The 15,883-nt window shown below is 66.0% G+C and carries 13 protein-coding genes; 4 read left to right on the plus strand and 9 right to left on the minus strand.

The window, feature by feature from the left end:
* The first annotated feature begins 8 nt into the window (after window positions 1–8).
* The 3 genes from UB43_RS12170 to pyk all read left to right on the plus strand — a co-directional run bounded on the left by UB43_RS12170 (window position 9) and on the right by pyk (window position 3,388).
* Entirely contained in the window at window positions 9–821 is an 813-nt protein-coding gene (locus UB43_RS12170) for a tetratricopeptide repeat protein (RefSeq protein ID WP_045211034.1), read from the plus strand.
* A 100-nt stretch (window positions 822–921) separates the two neighbouring features.
* Window positions 922–1,830, plus strand: a complete 909-nt coding sequence (locus tag UB43_RS12175) for a universal stress protein (protein WP_045211035.1) — start codon at window positions 922–924, stop codon at window positions 1,828–1,830.
* A 106-nt stretch (window positions 1,831–1,936) separates the two neighbouring features.
* Complete coding sequence (pyk, locus tag UB43_RS12180) at window positions 1,937–3,388, plus strand: pyruvate kinase (RefSeq protein WP_045211036.1); 1,452 nt, start codon at window positions 1,937–1,939, stop codon at window positions 3,386–3,388.
* A 646-nt stretch (window positions 3,389–4,034) separates the two neighbouring features.
* Here pyk and UB43_RS12185 read toward each other — a convergent pair.
* Genes UB43_RS12185 through UB43_RS12195 form a run of 3 tightly spaced genes read right to left on the minus strand, consistent with a single transcriptional unit; the run spans window position 4,035 to window position 6,904 of the window.
* Window positions 4,035–4,808, minus strand: a complete 774-nt coding sequence (locus UB43_RS12185) for an enoyl-CoA hydratase-related protein (RefSeq protein ID WP_045211038.1) — start codon at window positions 4,806–4,808, stop codon at window positions 4,035–4,037.
* A gap of 37 nt (window positions 4,809–4,845) precedes the next feature.
* Window positions 4,846–5,784: an iron-sulfur-binding ferredoxin reductase gene (locus UB43_RS12190; protein ID WP_045211040.1), complete on the minus strand. Its 939-nt coding sequence runs from the start codon at window positions 5,782–5,784 to the stop codon at window positions 4,846–4,848.
* Window positions 5,777–6,904: a diguanylate cyclase gene (locus UB43_RS12195; protein WP_045211041.1), complete on the minus strand. Its 1,128-nt coding sequence runs from the start codon at window positions 6,902–6,904 to the stop codon at window positions 5,777–5,779. Before UB43_RS12195 ends, UB43_RS12190 begins: the two co-directional genes overlap by 8 nt.
* A gap of 252 nt (window positions 6,905–7,156) precedes the next feature.
* On the opposite strand from UB43_RS12195, the gene UB43_RS12200 reads away from it, so the two are divergent.
* Entirely contained in the window at window positions 7,157–8,680 is a 1,524-nt protein-coding gene (locus tag UB43_RS12200) for a fumarate hydratase (protein ID WP_045211043.1), read from the plus strand.
* 200 nt (window positions 8,681–8,880) lie between these two features.
* On the opposite strand, the gene UB43_RS12205 is transcribed toward UB43_RS12200, so the two are convergent.
* From UB43_RS12205 to aldA, 6 genes are all read right to left on the minus strand, one after another.
* Window positions 8,881–9,183, minus strand: coding sequence for a ribbon-helix-helix domain-containing protein (locus UB43_RS12205; RefSeq protein ID WP_017519692.1), 303 nt, complete (start codon window positions 9,181–9,183; stop codon window positions 8,881–8,883).
* 33 nt (window positions 9,184–9,216) lie between these two features.
* Complete coding sequence (locus UB43_RS12210) at window positions 9,217–9,798, minus strand: DJ-1/PfpI family protein (RefSeq protein WP_045211047.1); 582 nt, start codon at window positions 9,796–9,798, stop codon at window positions 9,217–9,219.
* 92 nt (window positions 9,799–9,890) lie between these two features.
* Window positions 9,891–11,555, minus strand: a complete 1,665-nt coding sequence (locus tag UB43_RS12215; RefSeq protein WP_045211049.1) for a GMC family oxidoreductase — start codon at window positions 11,553–11,555, stop codon at window positions 9,891–9,893.
* A 64-nt stretch (window positions 11,556–11,619) separates the two neighbouring features.
* The gene (locus tag UB43_RS12220) at window positions 11,620–12,837 is read right to left on the minus strand and encodes a mandelate racemase/muconate lactonizing enzyme family protein (RefSeq protein WP_045211052.1); all 1,218 of its coding nucleotides are present in this window, start codon (window positions 12,835–12,837) and stop codon (window positions 11,620–11,622) included.
* Window positions 12,834–14,129 carry a nitrate/nitrite transporter gene (locus tag UB43_RS12225; protein ID WP_045211054.1) on the minus strand — a complete coding sequence of 432 codons (1,296 nt, stop codon included), beginning with the start codon at window positions 14,127–14,129 and terminating at the stop codon, window positions 12,834–12,836. Before UB43_RS12225 ends, UB43_RS12220 begins: the two co-directional genes overlap by 4 nt.
* Before the next feature lie 90 nt (window positions 14,130–14,219).
* Entirely contained in the window at window positions 14,220–15,641 is a 1,422-nt protein-coding gene (aldA, locus tag UB43_RS12230) for an aldehyde dehydrogenase (protein ID WP_045211056.1), read from the minus strand.
* Window positions 15,642–15,883 lie beyond the last annotated feature (242 nt).

A 15,883-nucleotide genomic window follows, 5' to 3' on the forward strand; every position in this document is an offset into this window, starting at 1 on the left:
GAGTTGCCATGCGTTTCGTCCATGCCCTGCCCCTCGTCATGCTGCTGCCCTGGCTCGGCGCCTGCGCCCCGACCACACCGCTGTTCGTCGCGCAGATCACCACCGGGGAGGTCGCCGAGTACAAACAACTCAAGAACAAGCGCATGACCGCCGCCGTGGAAGAGGAAGGCGACCTGCTCACCTACAGCGCCCAGGCCATCCGCGATGGCAAGAGCAGCGAAGCCGAGCAGCTCTACCTCACCGGCTACGACAACACCCGCTATGGTCCCGAGGTGCGCGCCATCGCGCTGTACCAGATCGGCCTGATCTACATGAGCCGCTACAACGACCAGCGCGACGATCAGAAAGCCATGGACTACTTCCAGCGCATCGACCGCGAATTCCCCGGCACCAAGGCCGCCGAACACGCCGACGCCCGGGAGCTGATTATCCGCCAGCGCGCCAAGGACCCGGTGCAGAAGACCGCCAAGCAGCTGCTGGCCGACTGGCAGCCGCAGTACAACCTCGACCTGAACAAACCGACCCTCGATCCGGACATGACCCTGCTGTCGCGCCGTGCCGTGCTCAAGGGCCGTGTCGATGAAGCCGCGCAGCTCTACCTGCTGGGCGCCAACGATCCGGCCATCCCGGCGGACATCCGCGAGAAGGCGCTGTACCAGCTGGGACTGATGTACATGGCGCCGGACAACCCGCACCCGGACCGCGAGAAGGCCATCGCCTACCTGCGCCGCCAGCTCGCCGAATTCCCCAACGGCGAGCTGGCCGACAAGGGCGCCCGGCATCTGGACCGCGCGCTGAACCAGACCTCGCCACGCGGTTGACGGCAAAGCCCGCGCGCCGCTGAGCCACATCAAGGCGCGCGACGGGCGGCAATGTCTACGCTTGCTCTGCAATGAGCGCAGAGCAAGCGAGGACTCCGCCATGAAGCTGCAGCACCTGCTCGTCATCATCGACCCGACCCGCGCGGACCAGCCCGCCCTCACCCGCGCCCGCTGGATCGCCCAGCGCTGCGGCGCGCGCCTAGAACTGCTGGCCTGCGTGTACAACGCGGCGCTGGACAACGCCCTGCTGCTGGAGCGCGGCGACCTTGACGCTGCCCAGCGCAACCTGCTGGACGAGCGCCTGGGCTGGCTGCAACAGCTGGCCGAACCGCTTCGCGAAACCGGCCTGGACGTGCACTGCCAGGTGCGCTGGGGCAAGTCCCTGCACCACCAGGTCGTCCTCCATTGCGAGCAGACCACGCCCGACCTGGTACTCAAGTCCGCGCATCACCACAACCTGCTCAAGCGCCTGTTCCTCACCAACCACGACTGGCAACTGATCCGCCATTGCCCGCAGCCACTCTGGCTGGTGCAGCACGGCGAATGGTCCGGGAAGAACCTGTGCGCCGCCGTCGACCCGCTGCACGCCGGCGATACCCCGGCCACGCTGGATCATCGGCTGATCACGGTGGCCCGAGAACTGGAGCAACGCCTGCAGCTCGACGCCCACTACCTGCACGCCTACATGGCCGTGCCTCGCACCCTGGCGTTCAACGCCGAGCTGCTGGCCGACTACGATAACTACGTGCTGCGCACCGGGGCCCACCACCGCGAAGCCTTCGACACCCTGCTCGCGCACTACCCGCAGATCGACCGCCAGCGCACGCTGCTGGGCCAGGGCTTCGCCGAGGAAGTGATCCCGACCTACGTGAAGGACCAAGCCATCGACCTGCTGCTGATGGGCGCCGTCGCCCGCGGCCAGCTGGACAACGCGCTGATCGGCCAGACCGCCGAGCGGGTCTTCGAGGAAGTCGAATGCGATCTGCTGGTGATCAGACCCGGCCCCTGAGCGAGCCACCTGAAAGAGTCATCTGAAAGAGAGTAAGATGGCGTCCTGGCTGCCTCGGACCCGCTCTCGGGGCAACCTGACCGCTGCTTTCCCCTAGGAGCCCCGCATGTCCCTTCGCCGCACCAAGATCGTCGCCACCCTCGGCCCAGCCAGCAATTCCCCCGAAGTCCTGGAACAGCTGATCCTCGCCGGGATCGACGTCGCCCGCCTGAACTTCTCCCACGGAACTCCCGACGAACACCGCGCCCGCGCCCAACTGGTGCGCGATATCGCCGCCAAGCACGGCCGCTTCGTGGCGCTGCTGGGCGACCTGCAGGGTCCGAAGATCCGCATCGCCAAGTTCGCCAACAAGCGCATCGAGCTGGCGGTCGGCGACACCTTCCGCTTCTCCACCAGCCACCCGCGCACCGAAGGCAACCAGCAGGTCGTGGGCATCGACTACCCGGACCTGGTCAAGGACTGCGGCATCGGTGACGAGCTGCTGCTGGACGACGGCCGCGTGGTCATGGTGGTGAAGGAAGTGAAGGCAGACGAACTGGTCTGCGAAGTCCTGATCGGCGGCCCGCTGTCCGACCACAAGGGCATCAACCGCCGTGGCGGCGGCCTCACCGCGCCGGCCTTGACCGAGAAGGACAAGGCCGACATCAAGCTGGCCGCGAGCATGGACCTGGACTACGTCGCCGTGTCCTTCCCGCGTGACGCCAAGGACATGGAATACGCCCGCAGCCTGCTCACCGAAGCCGGCGGCACCGCCTGGCTGGTGGCCAAGATCGAGCGCGCCGAAGCCGTGGCCGACGACGAAGCCCTGGACGGCCTGATCCGCGCCAGCGACGCCGTGATGGTGGCCCGTGGCGACCTCGGCGTGGAAATCGGCGACGCCGAGCTGGTGGGCATCCAGAAGAAGATCATTCTGCACGCGCGCCGCTACAACAAGGCCGTGATCACCGCGACCCAGATGATGGAGTCGATGATCCACAACCCGATGCCGACCCGCGCGGAAGTCTCCGACGTGGCCAACGCCGTGCTCGACTACACCGACGCCGTGATGCTCTCCGCCGAGTCCGCCGCCGGCGAATACCCGGTGGAAGCGGTCAAGGCCATGGCGCGCATCTGCGCCGGCGCCGAAAAGCACCCGACCACCAAGAAGTCCAGCCACCGTATCGGCCAGACCTTCGAACGCTGCGACGAGAGCATCGCCCTGGCCACCATGTACACCGCCAACCACTTCCCGGGCATCAAGGCGATCATCTGCCTGACCGAAAGCGGCTACACCCCGCTGATCATGTCGCGCATCCGTTCCTCGGTGCCGATCTTCGCCTACTCCCCGCACCGCGAGACCCAGGCCCGCGTGGCGCTGTTCCGTGGCGTGGAGACCATTCCGTTCGACCCGGCGGCCCTGCCGCCGGAGCGTGTCAGCCAGGAAGCCGTCGACGCGCTGCTGCAGCGAGGCGTGGTGACCAAGGGTGACTGGGTGATCCTGACCAAGGGCGACAGCTACACCACCCAGGGCGGCACCAACACCATGAAGGTGCTGCACGTGGGCGATCTGCTGGCCTGATCCTGCGTTCGGAGCAAAAAAGGCCGCCCTTCGGGGCGGCCTTTTCATTTCCGTCGCCGGCACCTTGTAGGAGCGAGCTTGCTCGCGAACCAAGAGCGTTGCGGGGCTTGTTCGCAAGCAAGCACTGGGCGTGCCCCTCGGTCCTACCAAGAGCAGAAGCTCTGCGCTGTTCAATTCCTGCTCAATCCGCGCCAAGGCCTATGGCGCCTGGCTTGCAGCGGTTGCATCAGAGCTTATCCACAGCACCTTCCACACCTTATGTGGGCAACCTGCGGCCCATCGCTCAAATACCGCTCAATCCCCTGCAGGCCACAGTTGGCGTGGGCTGGCGGGGTTGTCCCAGAGCTTATCCACAGCGCGTTCCACAGATTGTGTGGGCAAACGTTCTCGGCGACGCAGACCGATCGCGGACAAAGTCCGCTCCTGCGCAGGGCGTGAGGTTTGTGTAGGAGCGGACTGCGTCCGCGATGTCTTATCGCCGCTCTATTGTTGGCCTTGGCGCGTGGACAAAGTCCGCTCCTGCGCCACCGGGGTGATCCGGTTGGTGTTCCCTGCAGGAGCGAGCTCGCGAAGATCCTGCCCAAAGGCACCGATGCCAATCCCCAGGGCGTACAACCCTTCGCGGTCGTACGCCGACAGGCAGCGCTTACAGGAACTTCGAGAAATCCGGCTGGCGGCGCTGGGTGAAGGCGCTCAGCGCCTCGTGGGCTTCGGGCGAATGCAGGCGCTGGACGAAATGCTGGCCCTCTTCCGCCACCACGCGGCGCAGCTCTTCGATGAAGGGCGCCTTCAGCAGGCGCTTACTCAACGCCACGGCAGCCGGCGGCAGTTGCTGGAAGGCCTGGCAGACCTCACGGGCACGCTCCAGCGCAGCAGCGCCGTCGTCCAGTGCCTCATTGGCGATGCCGTAGGCCACGGCCTGCTCGCCGGTAAAACCTTCACCGCGCAGCAACAGGCTGGAAGCCTTCACGGGGCCGACCAGGCGCGGCACCAGGAAGCTGGAACCGAACTCCGGGCACAGGCCAAGATTGACGAAGGGCATCTTCAGCTTGGCGCCCTTGGCGATGAACACCTGGTCGCAATGCAGCAGCAGCGTGGTGCCGATACCCACGGCCGGGCCAGCGACGGCAGCGACCACCGGCTTGGTGAACTCCATCAGCGCGCGCATGAAGCGGAACACGGCGCTGTCCGGGCCGCTGGGCGGTTCCTGGAGGAAGTCGACGATATCGTTGCCGCTGGTGAAGCACTCGGCGTTGCCGGTGATCAGCACCACGCGCACCGAACGATCCTCCTGTGCCGCTTCCAGGGCGTCGGCCAGCCCCGCATACATGGTGCGGGTCAGCGCGTTCATCTTGTCCGGACGGTTCAGGCGCAGGGTCAGCAGGCCCTCTTCGCGCTCGACGAGAATCTGTTCGCTCATGGCAATTCCTTGTTCTTATTGAAGGGTGAGGACCGGTTCAGGCGTGGGGCAGGAACAGGTCGGCCAGCGTCTGGCCACGGGGCACGCCGCAGAGGTAAAGGCGACGGGCGAAGGCATCGACGCTGGCGGGGTGGCCGCAGAGTAAGGCGAGGGTTCGCCGCGAAACAAGCCGGAGTTGCGCCAAAACCTCGGCCGACTCGGCCGTGGTCATCAGCGTCACGTCCAGCTCCGGGTGGCTGGCGGCCAGGGATTGCAGGGGCTCAGCCAGATAATGGCCGGCGGGGTCATGGGCCTGGTGAATGACGCGGATCGGCCCGCTGTGATGCTGGCGCAGCGCCTCGCGAAGGACGCCCCAGAGCGGCGCCAGGCCGGTGCCGGAGGCCATCAGCAGCAGCGGCCGCTCATGCCATTCCGGGTCGTAGTGCAGTGCGCCGCCCCGCAGCTCGCCCAGGCGCAGGCCGTCGCCGACGTTCAGGCCACGGGCAAAATCGGCAAAGGCGCCGCGTTCGCGGCAGTCGATGTGGAATTCGAGCCAGGGGTCGAGGCCCGGCACGCTGGCCAGGGAATAGGGCCGTGCGACGCGTTCTGCGCTCCAGAGGATCAGGTGCTGCCCGGCACTGTAGCGCAGCGGGCGTTGCGGGATAAGGCGCAGGCGCAGCACGTCCGGCGCCGGCCAGTCCAGTTCAGTCACCGTGGCGGGCAGGCCATCGCGCTGCGGGTCGAAGGCTTCCACCGAGAGGTCCTCGATCACCCGGCACTGGCAGGACAGTCGCCAGCCCTCTTCGCGTCGCGCGCTATCCAGCGCCTCGGGCAAGGCATCCAGCACCTCGCCGCGGGTGCAACGCACCAGGCAGGCGTGGCAACTGCCGGCCCGACAGCTGTAAGGCACGGCAACGCCGGCCCCGCGCAGGGCATCGAGCAGGTTGACTCCGGGGCTTACCGAAAAGCATTGCGATCCGGCCTGTATCTCAGGCACGCGTCCACTCCCATGCGGCATCGCAGCGGTTGCGTCCGCTGCGTTTCGCACGGTAGAGCGCCTGGTCGGCCCGTTGCAAGGCCTCGTCGAGATCATCGTTGGCGTCGAGCAGGGTCATCCCCGCCGACAGGCTCAGGGTTTCGATATTCACGCCCACCGGCTCCGCCGCCGAATAGGCCATCCGCAGGCGTTCGCAACAGGTGGTCAGGCGGTCGGCATCGGCGTTGGGCAGCAGCAGGACGAACTCCTCGCCGCCGTATCGCGCCAGCACGTCGCCTTCGCGCAGACAGGCCCGTGCCACGGCGGCGAAAGTCTGCAGCACGCGGTCGCCGGCGGCATGGCCGTGGACATCGTTGATGCGCTTGAAGTGGTCCAGGTCGATCAGCGCCAGGCCGTGGCGCTGGCCGGGGTGCATTTCTTCCAGCGCGCGGCCGGCCAGGCGGATGAAGTGACGGCGGTTGAACAGCCCGGTGAGCTCGTCGGTGGCCACCAGGTCTTCGAGCTGGCGCATCATGCCGCGCAGGGTGTCCTGGTGCGCCTGCAGCGCATAGCGGCGCTGGCGCATGCGTTGGCGCAGCGACTGCACGTAGCCGGCGAACAGGCTCAGCCAGGTGAGCACGATGAACAGCACCAGCAGTTGCAGGACCGCCTGGGCCGGCAGTTGCAGCCGTTGCTGGAAGGCTTCGTGGAGGTTCAGGCCGGCGAAGGCAATGAAGGCCAGCGCCGCGCAACGGGCAAAGACCCGCGGCTGCAACTGGAACACGCCGAACAGCAGGATCAGCACGTAGAGCACCATCAGCGTGCCGCGCGCGGTATCCACGCTGGCCAGGAACAGGGTGTTCCAGACCAGCGCCACCAGCACCTGCGGCTCGGTCATGCTCGGGTCGGTGAAGCGCTGGTTGCGTCCGCTGAAGAACAGCCAGGCGAACACCAGCTGGCTGCCGGTGACCAGCAGCGTGCAGGTCAGGGCGAAGCTGACGGGGGCGCGGTAGAACTCGCCGAACACGGCCAACCACAGCAACAGCAGCGCCAGGGCATAGGTCCCGAGGGCCATGCCGAATCGCCTGATGAGTAGTTTTTGTAAGGCGTGCTGCTTCAGAGGTGGTTTCAGCGTGCTCATGGGGCTCCGTCCCGTAATGGCACCTGGCCTTCACTCTACTATCAAAGCGCCCCAGTGCCTAGCCGATCGGAATGTGGGCGGCCCTTATGAAGAGCAGAGGCCGTCTGGGACCAAGGTCGGATCGCTGGCGGGTGCGCGGCAAGCAGCCGCGGCGGTATACTACGGCGCCTTTTTTCGCCGCAGCCGTGTCGGCGAATTCCCGATGTAACAGGCCCCATGCCTGTACTACCCGCCTGAAGAGGACCGTGCTCCATGGCCGTGATCAAGCAAGACGACCTGATCCAGAGCGTCGCCGATGCCCTGCAGTTCATCTCCTACTACCACCCGGTTGATTTCATCCAGGCCATGCATGAGGCCTACCTGCGCGAAGAATCGCCGGCCGCCCGGGACTCGATGGCGCAGATCCTGATCAACTCGCGCATGTGCGCCACCGGTCACCGCCCGATCTGCCAGGACACCGGTATCGTCACCGTGTTCGTCCGCGTCGGCATGGACGTGAGCTGGGCCGGCGCCACCATGAGCGTCGACGATATGATCAACGAAGGCGTGCGTCGCGCCTACAACCTGCCGGAGAACGTCCTGCGCGCCTCCATCCTGGCCGACCCGGCCGGTGCGCGTAAGAACACCAAGGACAACACCCCGGCGGTGATCCACTACTCCATCGTTCCCGGCAACACCGTGGAAGTGGACGTCGCGGCCAAGGGCGGCGGCTCCGAGAACAAGTCGAAAATGGCCATGCTCAACCCGTCCGACTCCATCGTCGACTGGGTGTTGAAGACCGTTCCGACCATGGGCGCCGGCTGGTGCCCGCCGGGCATGCTCGGCATCGGCATCGGCGGTACCGCCGAGAAGGCCGCAGTGATGGCGAAGGAAGTCCTGATGGACGAGATCGACATCCACGAGCTGAAGGCTCGCGGTGCGCAGAACAAGATCGAGGAAATGCGCCTCGAGCTGTTCGAGAAGGTCAACCAGCTGGGCATCGGTGCCCAGGGCCTGGGCGGCCTGACCACCGTGCTCGACGTGAAGATCATGGACTACCCGACCCACGCCGCCTCGCTGCCGGTCTGCATGATCCCCAACTGCGCCGCCACCCGCCACGCGCACTTCGTGCTCGACGGTTCCGGCCCGGCCGAACTGGAAGCGCCGTCGCTGGACGCCTACCCGGAAATCGTCTGGGAAGCCGGCCCGTCCGCACGCCGCGTCAACCTCGACAGCATCACCCCGGAAGAAGTGCAGAGCTGGAAGCCGGGCGAGACCATCCTGCTCAACGGCAAGATGCTCACCGGCCGCGACGCCGCGCACAAGCGCATGGTCGACATGCTGAACAAGGGCGAAGAGCTGCCGGTGGACCTGAAAGGCCGCTTCATCTACTACGTCGGCCCGGTCGATCCGGTCGGTGACGAAGTGGTTGGCCCGGCTGGCCCGACCACCGCGACCCGCATGGACAAGTTCACCCGCCAGATCCTCGAGCAGACCGGTCTGCTGGGCATGATCGGCAAGTCCGAGCGCGGCCCCATCGCCATCGAGGCGATCAAGGACAACAAGGCCGTCTACCTGATGGCCGTGGGCGGTGCTGCCTACCTGGTCGCCCAGGCGATCAAGAAGTCCAAGGTCCTGGCCTTCGCCGAACTGGGCATGGAAGCGATCTACGAGTTCGAAGTGAAGGACATGCCGGTGACCGTCGCAGTCGACACCAATGGCGAGTCGGTGCACATCACCGGCCCGGCCATCTGGCAGAAGAAGATCGCCGAGAACCTGGCGGTGGAAGTGCAGTGATCACTGCGTGACCGCCCCATGAAAAAGCCCGGCCAAGTGCCGGGCTTTTTCATGGGCGGAATATGGGTGACATGGCGCGGGGGCAAGCCGATCGCGGATGAATCCGCTCCCACCACAGCCGGAAGTAGAGGAGTTTCACTGTAGGAGCGCGCCATGCGCGCGATCGCCGGCATGGCCCGCCCCCGCAGGGTGGATCGGGCTCAGGCGCTGCGCGGCACGCGGTTCAGCTCCACCACATTGTCACGGCGCTGGGCGAGGAAGCGCGTACAGCTCACCCGCAGGAAGGAAGCGAAGTTCACCACCTCCCCGCGGTAGTCCATCACCTCGTCGTAGAGCTTGGCGATCAGCTGGTTGGTGGTCATGCCGTCCACCTCGGCGATTTCGCGCAGGATGTCCCAGAACTGGTTCTCCAGGCGCAGCGTGGTGACCACACCCCGGATGCGCAGCGAGCGGGAGCGCGACTCATAGAGGATCGGGTCGGCCTTTACATAGAGTTCGCACATGGACGGCTTCTCCAGCTTCGATGACGGGCCAGTTTACAGGCTGATCCGGGTGCCCAGCACCTCGAGGAACTTCGCCAGCCAGGCGGGGTGCGCCGGCCACGCGGGCGCGGTGACCAGGTTGCCGTCGACATGGGCGGCATCCACCGGGATGTCCACGTACTCGCCACCGGCCAGCGTCACTTCCGGACCGCAGGCCGGATAGGCGCTGCACGCCCGGCCCTTGAGCACACCGGCGGCGGCCAGCAGCTGGGCGCCATGGCAGACAGCGGCGATGGGCTTCTTCGCAGCGTCGAAGGCTTTCACCAGCTCGATCACCTTGGCGTTCAGGCGCAGGTATTCCGGAGCGCGGCCGCCAGGGATCAGCAGCGCGTCGTAGTCTTCGGCACGCACGTCGGCGAAGGTGGCGTTGAGGGCGAAGTTGTGACCCGGCTTCTCGCTGTAGGTCTGGTCGCCTTCGAAATCGTGGATGGCGGTGCGGATGCTCTGGCCGGCCTTCTTGTCCGGGCAGACGGCATGGACGATGTGACCGACCATCAGCAGTGCCTGGAACGGCACCATGGTTTCGTAGTCTTCGGCGTAGTCGCCGACCAGCATCAGGATCTTCTTCGCGGCCATCTGGGGCATCCTCCCGGCAGGGCCCGGCCGTGGCGGCCGGGCATGCGGGAGAGCTTAGACAGTCACGCTGGTGGCGGGGTAATACGCCGCTACTACACCGCCACGCGCTGGGCGGGCTGGGTGGCTGGGCGCTGCTCCGCAACTTGGCGGGCATCTTCGAGGATCAGGTCGGCGCCCTTCTCGGCCACCATCATCACCGCGGCGTTGGTGTTGCCGGAGGTGACGTTGGGGAAGATCGACGCATCGACAACGCGCAGGCCGGCGATGCCGTGCACACGCAGGCGGTTGTCCACCACCGAGGTCTGCGGATCGCTGCCCATGGCGCAGCTGCCGCACAGGTGGTAGATCGAGCCGCAGTTCTCGCGGAAGTACTGCAGCATCTGCTCGTCGGACCGGGTAGCCGGGCCCGGCAGCACTTCTTCGACGGTGATCTTCTTCAGCGCCGGGGCGTTCATGATCTTGCGGATCAGGTGGCTGCCCTGGATGGCTTCGTCGATGTCCTTCTGCGTGCTCAGGTAGTTGGGGTCGATCAGCGCGGCGTCGGCCGGGTTCTTCGAGGCGATGCGAATCTCGCCGCGGCTGGTCGGCCGGCACGGGTTGAAGCAGAGCAGGAAGCCCGAATACGGCTCGGGTTTCAGGCTGGCCTTGTTGCTCTTGGGGATCTGGTACGACAGCGGGTTGAAGTACAGCTGCAGGTTCGGGTGCTCCAGCGCGTCATCGCTGCGGAAGAAGCCGCCGCTCTGGTTCACGCTCATCGACAGCGGGCCCTTGCGGGTCAGCAGGTACTCCAGCCCGAGCCTGGCCTGGCCGAACAGCGAACCGAAGTCGTCGTTCAGGGTGCGGATATTGGCCTTGTAGTAGTAGCTGACGCAGAGGTGGTCCTGCAGGTTCTTGCCCACCGCCGGGAGTTCGTGGACCTGCGGAATCTTGTGCTCGTCCAGCAGTTCGCGGTCGGCGACGCCGGAGAGTTGCAGCAGCTTGGGCGAGTCCACCGCGCCGGCGGCGAGGATGACCTCGCGCCTGGCGTGGAACTCACGCTGCACGCCGCTCTGCTTCACGCTCACGCCGATGGCGCGCTTGTTCTCGTCGAACAGCACGCGTTCCACCAGCGCCTTGCGCTCGATGGCCAGGTTGGCGCGGTTCTGCGCCGGGTGCAGGTAGGCGAAGCTGCTGGAGCAACGCTGGCCATTCTTCGTGTTGACGTCGTAGAGGCCGGCGCCTTCGAAGTCCTTGCCGTTGAAGTCTTCGCTCAGCGGGTAGCCCAGTTCCTGGCAGCCCTCGAGGAAGCTGTCGCAGATCGGGTGGGTGTGGCCCTTCATCGGCGTGATGCGGATCGGTCCGTTGGCGCCGTGGTACTCGGTGTTGCCCAGCGGGTGCGATTCCAGCTTGCGGAAGTACGGCAGCACGTCCTTGAACGACCAGCCGTCGTTGCCACCCGCCGCCCAGTCATCGAAGTCATGGGCCTGGCCGCGCACGTAGATCATCGCGTTGATCGACCCGGACCCACCCTGGACCTTGCCGCGCGGCGCGTAGAGCTGGCGATTGGCGAGCTGCTTCTGCGGCTGGCTGTAGTACATCCAGTTGAAGGTCGGGTTGTAGTAGAGCTTGGCGAAGCCCACCGGGATCTTGAACCAGTGCGAGCTGTCCTTGCCGCCAGCCTCCAGCAGAAGAACGCTGTGCTCGCCCGATTCGCTCAGGCGGGCGGCGAGGATGCAGCCGGCGGAACCGGCGCCGACGATGATGTAGTCGTATTTCATGGAATGCGTACCGCGAGTTTGGGTAAAACCCCGCTCGCCCTTTTGTCGGGGAGCGGGTCCGACATCAGCCTTTGGCCGGTGCGTTGTCTTTCACATCGACGGGGTCGGGCCCCATCTGCAGGTGCAGGCGCTCGCCGGTGTACGGGCTGTGGGCGCGCACCACGTCCATGTTCAGCTCGACGCCCAGGCCGGGCTCGCTGGACGGGATGATATAGCCGTCTTCCCACTGCAGCGGCTTCTTCAGGATCTCGGCGTGGAAGCCGTCCCAGGTGCCTATGCTTTCCTGGATCAGAAAGTTCGGCGTGCAGGCCGCCAGCTGGAAGCTCGCCGCCGCGCCGATGGGGCCGTTGTAGAGGTGCGGGGCGATCTGCGCATAGAAGGCTTCGGCCATGGAGGCGATCTTCTTGCCTTCGAGCAGGCCGCCGCAGCGACCGACGTTCATCTGCAGGATCGACGCGCCGCCGGCCTGCAGCAGCTTGAAGAACTCGTACTTGGTGGTCAGGCGCTCGCCGGTGGCGATCGGGATGCTGGTCTTGGCGGCGACCTGGCCCATGGCATCTTCCTGGCCCGGCGGGATCGGTTCTTCGAACCACAGCGGGTCGTACTTTTCCAGGCGCCTGGCCAGGCGGATGGCCGAGGACGGCACCATCTGCCCATGGGTGCCGAACAGCAGGTCGCACTGGCTGCCCACCGCTTCGCGGATCTTGCGGCAGAAGGTCTCGCAGCGCTCCAGCACTTCCAGGGAAACCTGGTGGCCGGAGAAGGCGGTGTACGGGCCGGCCGGGTCGAACTTCAGGGCGGTGAAGCCGAGCTTCATGTTCTCGATGGCGCACTCGGCGGCCAGGTCCGGGTCGGAGTAGTCGTACTCGCCCTGGGCGTTCACCGGGTACAGGTAGGTGTAGGAACGCAGCCGCTCGTGCACCTTGCCGCCGAGCAGCTCGTACACCGGCTTGTTCGCCGCCTTGCCGATGATGTCCCAGCAGGCCATTTCCAGGCCGCTGACGATGCCCATCATGGTCAGGTCCGGGCGCTGGGTGAAGCCGCTCGAATAGGCGCGGCGGAAGAAGCGCTCGATGTGGTGCGGGTCCTGGTTCTCCAGGTAACGGCCGAACACGTCTTCGATCGCCGGGACCATGACCTTGGGATGGAAGGTGGCGGCGTAGATCTCGCCGACGCCTTCGATGCCGCAGTCGGTCCTGAGCTTGACGAACAGCCAGTACATGCCGCCGATATGGGGCGGCGGGACGGCGACCACGTGGGTTTCGAGGGAGACGATTTTCATGCTTTCTTCGCTCGCTTCTGGATGCGCTTGTTCAGGATCAGGGTGGCGACCACGCCCAGCAGGCCCATCACCACGACGTAGGAGAAATAGATCTGGTAGCCGACGAAGCCGGGGAAGCGGTCGGTGATGTAGCCGTTGAGCAGCGGCAGGTAGGCGTCAGGCGCGTAGCCCAGCACCGAGATGATGCCGATGGCCAGGCCGGTGACGCGCAGCGGGATGTGGCAGTCATCGAGGATCGCCCAGTACAGGCCGCGGATGGCGTAGGTCATCAGGCCGATGAAGATCACCAGGAAGATCAGCACGCCCAGTACATGCAGGCTGGGCAGCACGATCAGGCCGATCATGCCCAGCGCCGCCAGCAGCATCGCCCAGGTCAGCACGCCGGCGCGGGAGAAGCGGTCGCCCAGCCAGCCGCCGCCGATGCCGCCCAGCGGGCGCATCCACAGCTTGACGGTGGTGATCACGCCGGCGGCGGTGGCGGAGAGGCCGAAGCCGCCTTCCTGCAGGTAGGCCGAGAAGCTGTAGGTGGCCCAGAAGAAGTGGTAGCCGCAGAACACGATGGCGGTGACCAGCCACAGTTCCGGGATGCGCAGCAGGGTCTTGAAGTCGTCCAGCAGGTTGCCTTTCTCGCTGTCGCCGTTGCGAGTGTTCTTCTGCGGATCACGCACCAGCATCAGCGCGGCGCCGAGCACGATGCAGAAGATCGCGTACAGATGGATGACCAGTTGCAGGCCCTGGGCGTTCTTCTCGCCACGGGTCTCGGTGACGTAGGCGAACAGCGCAATGGCAATGGTCGCCAGCAGCGCCTCGACCAGCCCGCGCCCGCCATCGAGCACGCCGAAGAAACGGCCCTGCTCGTCCTCGCCGGCGAGCATCTTCACCCGCTTGATCAGCGCGGCCCAGAAGGTCAGGCCGGTGGTGATACCGAAGCCGCAGAAGATCACCAGCAGCGTGTTGAAGCCCGGCAGCGTCGAGTACCACATGCCCAGCGCACCGGTGGCGATCAGCGAGAAGCTGATCAGGAAACGCGGCGACAGGCGATCCGCCAGCCAGCCGCTGGGCAGGTAGCTGAGCAGGAACGCAGTACCGAGGATCGAGTAGAGGTAACCCAGTTCGCTGTTATTGATCGCCAGCGCCTCGAGCATGGTGCTCTGGTAGACCTGGCGCAGGTACAGCATGGGATAGATCGCCCCCGCCGCAAGCACGAGCAGGGCGAGCTGGATGTAGCGGGTGAGGTTGGCATTAGCGGGCACGGCCATGGTCATGGCTTCTGCACTTATTGTTTTTTTCATCATGCATCTCGCAGCCGGCTTGGTCGCCGGCAACTGGTCGGAACAGCAGTGGGAATGACGGAGCCCAGGCAGTGGGCTCCGCGGGTTGAATCAGAATTTGAGGACCACGAGGCGCGTCTGGGTGAACTCCAGCATCCCGTGCTTGCCGTCGTCGCCGCCCAGGCCCGAGCGCTTCCAGCCGGCGTGGAAGCCCTGGTAGGGGTCGGCCGGGGTGCGGTTGATGTAGATCTCGCCCGCTTCGATGTGGTTGGCCACCTTCATGGCGTTGCGGTAGTGCTCGGTGAACAGCACCGAGGACAGGCCGAACTGGTGGTCGTTGGCCATGGCCAGCGCATCGTCGAGGGTCTCGTAGGACAGCACCGGCAGCACCGGGCCGAAGATTTCCTCCTGGACGATCTCCATGTCCTGGCGGCAGCCGCTGAGCAGGGTCGCCGGGTAGAAATGGCCGGCGCCTTCGGGCAACACACCACCGCACTCCAGCACGGCACCGTCGGCCAACGCGCGCTGCACCTTGGCGTGGACGTCCTGGCGCGCGCGGGCGTTCTGCATCGGCCCCATCAGGCCGGCGTCCCCGGCGCGATTGCCGATGCGCACGGCGGCCATCTTCTCGCGCAGCAGGGCGAGGAAGCGGTCATGCACGCTGGCCTGCACATAGACGCGTTCGATGGCGGTACACAACTGGCCGCAGTGGGTGGTCTTGGAGGCGACGATGGCGGAAGCGGCCTTTTCCAGGTCGGCATCGGCCTCGATGATCGCCGGGGTCTTGCCGCCCAGCTCCAGGGATGGCTTGGCGATGTTGGCCTTGCAGTAATCGAGCACGATGCGGCCAGCGCCGACGCTGCCGGTCAGGGTGATCAGGCCGATCTGCGGCTGCTGGCAGAGCACGCCGGCCACGTCGTGGTTCATGGTCAGCACGTTCAGCACGCCGGCGGGCAGCCCGGCTTCCTCGGCGCAACGGGCGATCTCGAAGGCCGAGGTCGGGGTGTTGTTGCTCGGGCGTACGACCACGGTGTTGCCGGTGATCAGCGCCGGCGCGACCTTGCGCAGGAAGGTATAGACCGGGTAGTTGAACGGGATCAGCGCGGCGACCACGCCGATCGGCTCGCGCTGCAGCAGGATGGTTTCGTCGGTGGAATCGCTGGGGATCACTTCGCCTTCGATGCGGCGCGCCCATTCGGCGTGGTAACGGGTGATCTGGCCGGCGTAGAAGGCTTCGCTGCTGGCGTCGGCGAGGCTCTTGCCGGACTCGGCGGCCAGGGCGGCGCCGATGCGCTCGGCGTTACGCTCCAGCGCCTCGGCGAAGCGGCGCAGGTGCTCGCCGCGCTCGATGGCCGGCAGGCGGGCCCAGCTGCGTTGAGCGCGGGCGGCAGCTTCCACGGCATTGCGCACGTCGGCTTCGGTCGCGGCCGGCACCTGGGCGACCTGCTGCTCGGTCGCCGGGTCGAACACGGCGGTGTGGGCGGAGGAGGCGTCGGCGAAGCGGCCGTCGATGAAGTTACGATCTGTACGCATGGGCAGTTCCTGTCATTCAAGCGAGAGGGGCGAAAACCCCACGGAACGACAAGGCACAAAGGCGGACATGCAGGCACGAGGCAAGGCGGCGCGGCGCAGGCATGAAGGTGACTCTTGTCGTTATCGGTTGTCCGAAGTTTCGGTAGGCACCGGATGAGCGACAAGCGATTAATAGATCGCACTAACATGCGAAAAACGCAGGTTACTGACCGCAGGAAAGCGGCTACATGCCTGTAGGAAAT

The sequence above is a fragment of the Pseudomonas sp. 21 genome (assembly GCF_000955805.1).
Taxonomy (GTDB): domain Bacteria; phylum Pseudomonadota; class Gammaproteobacteria; order Pseudomonadales; family Pseudomonadaceae; genus Pseudomonas.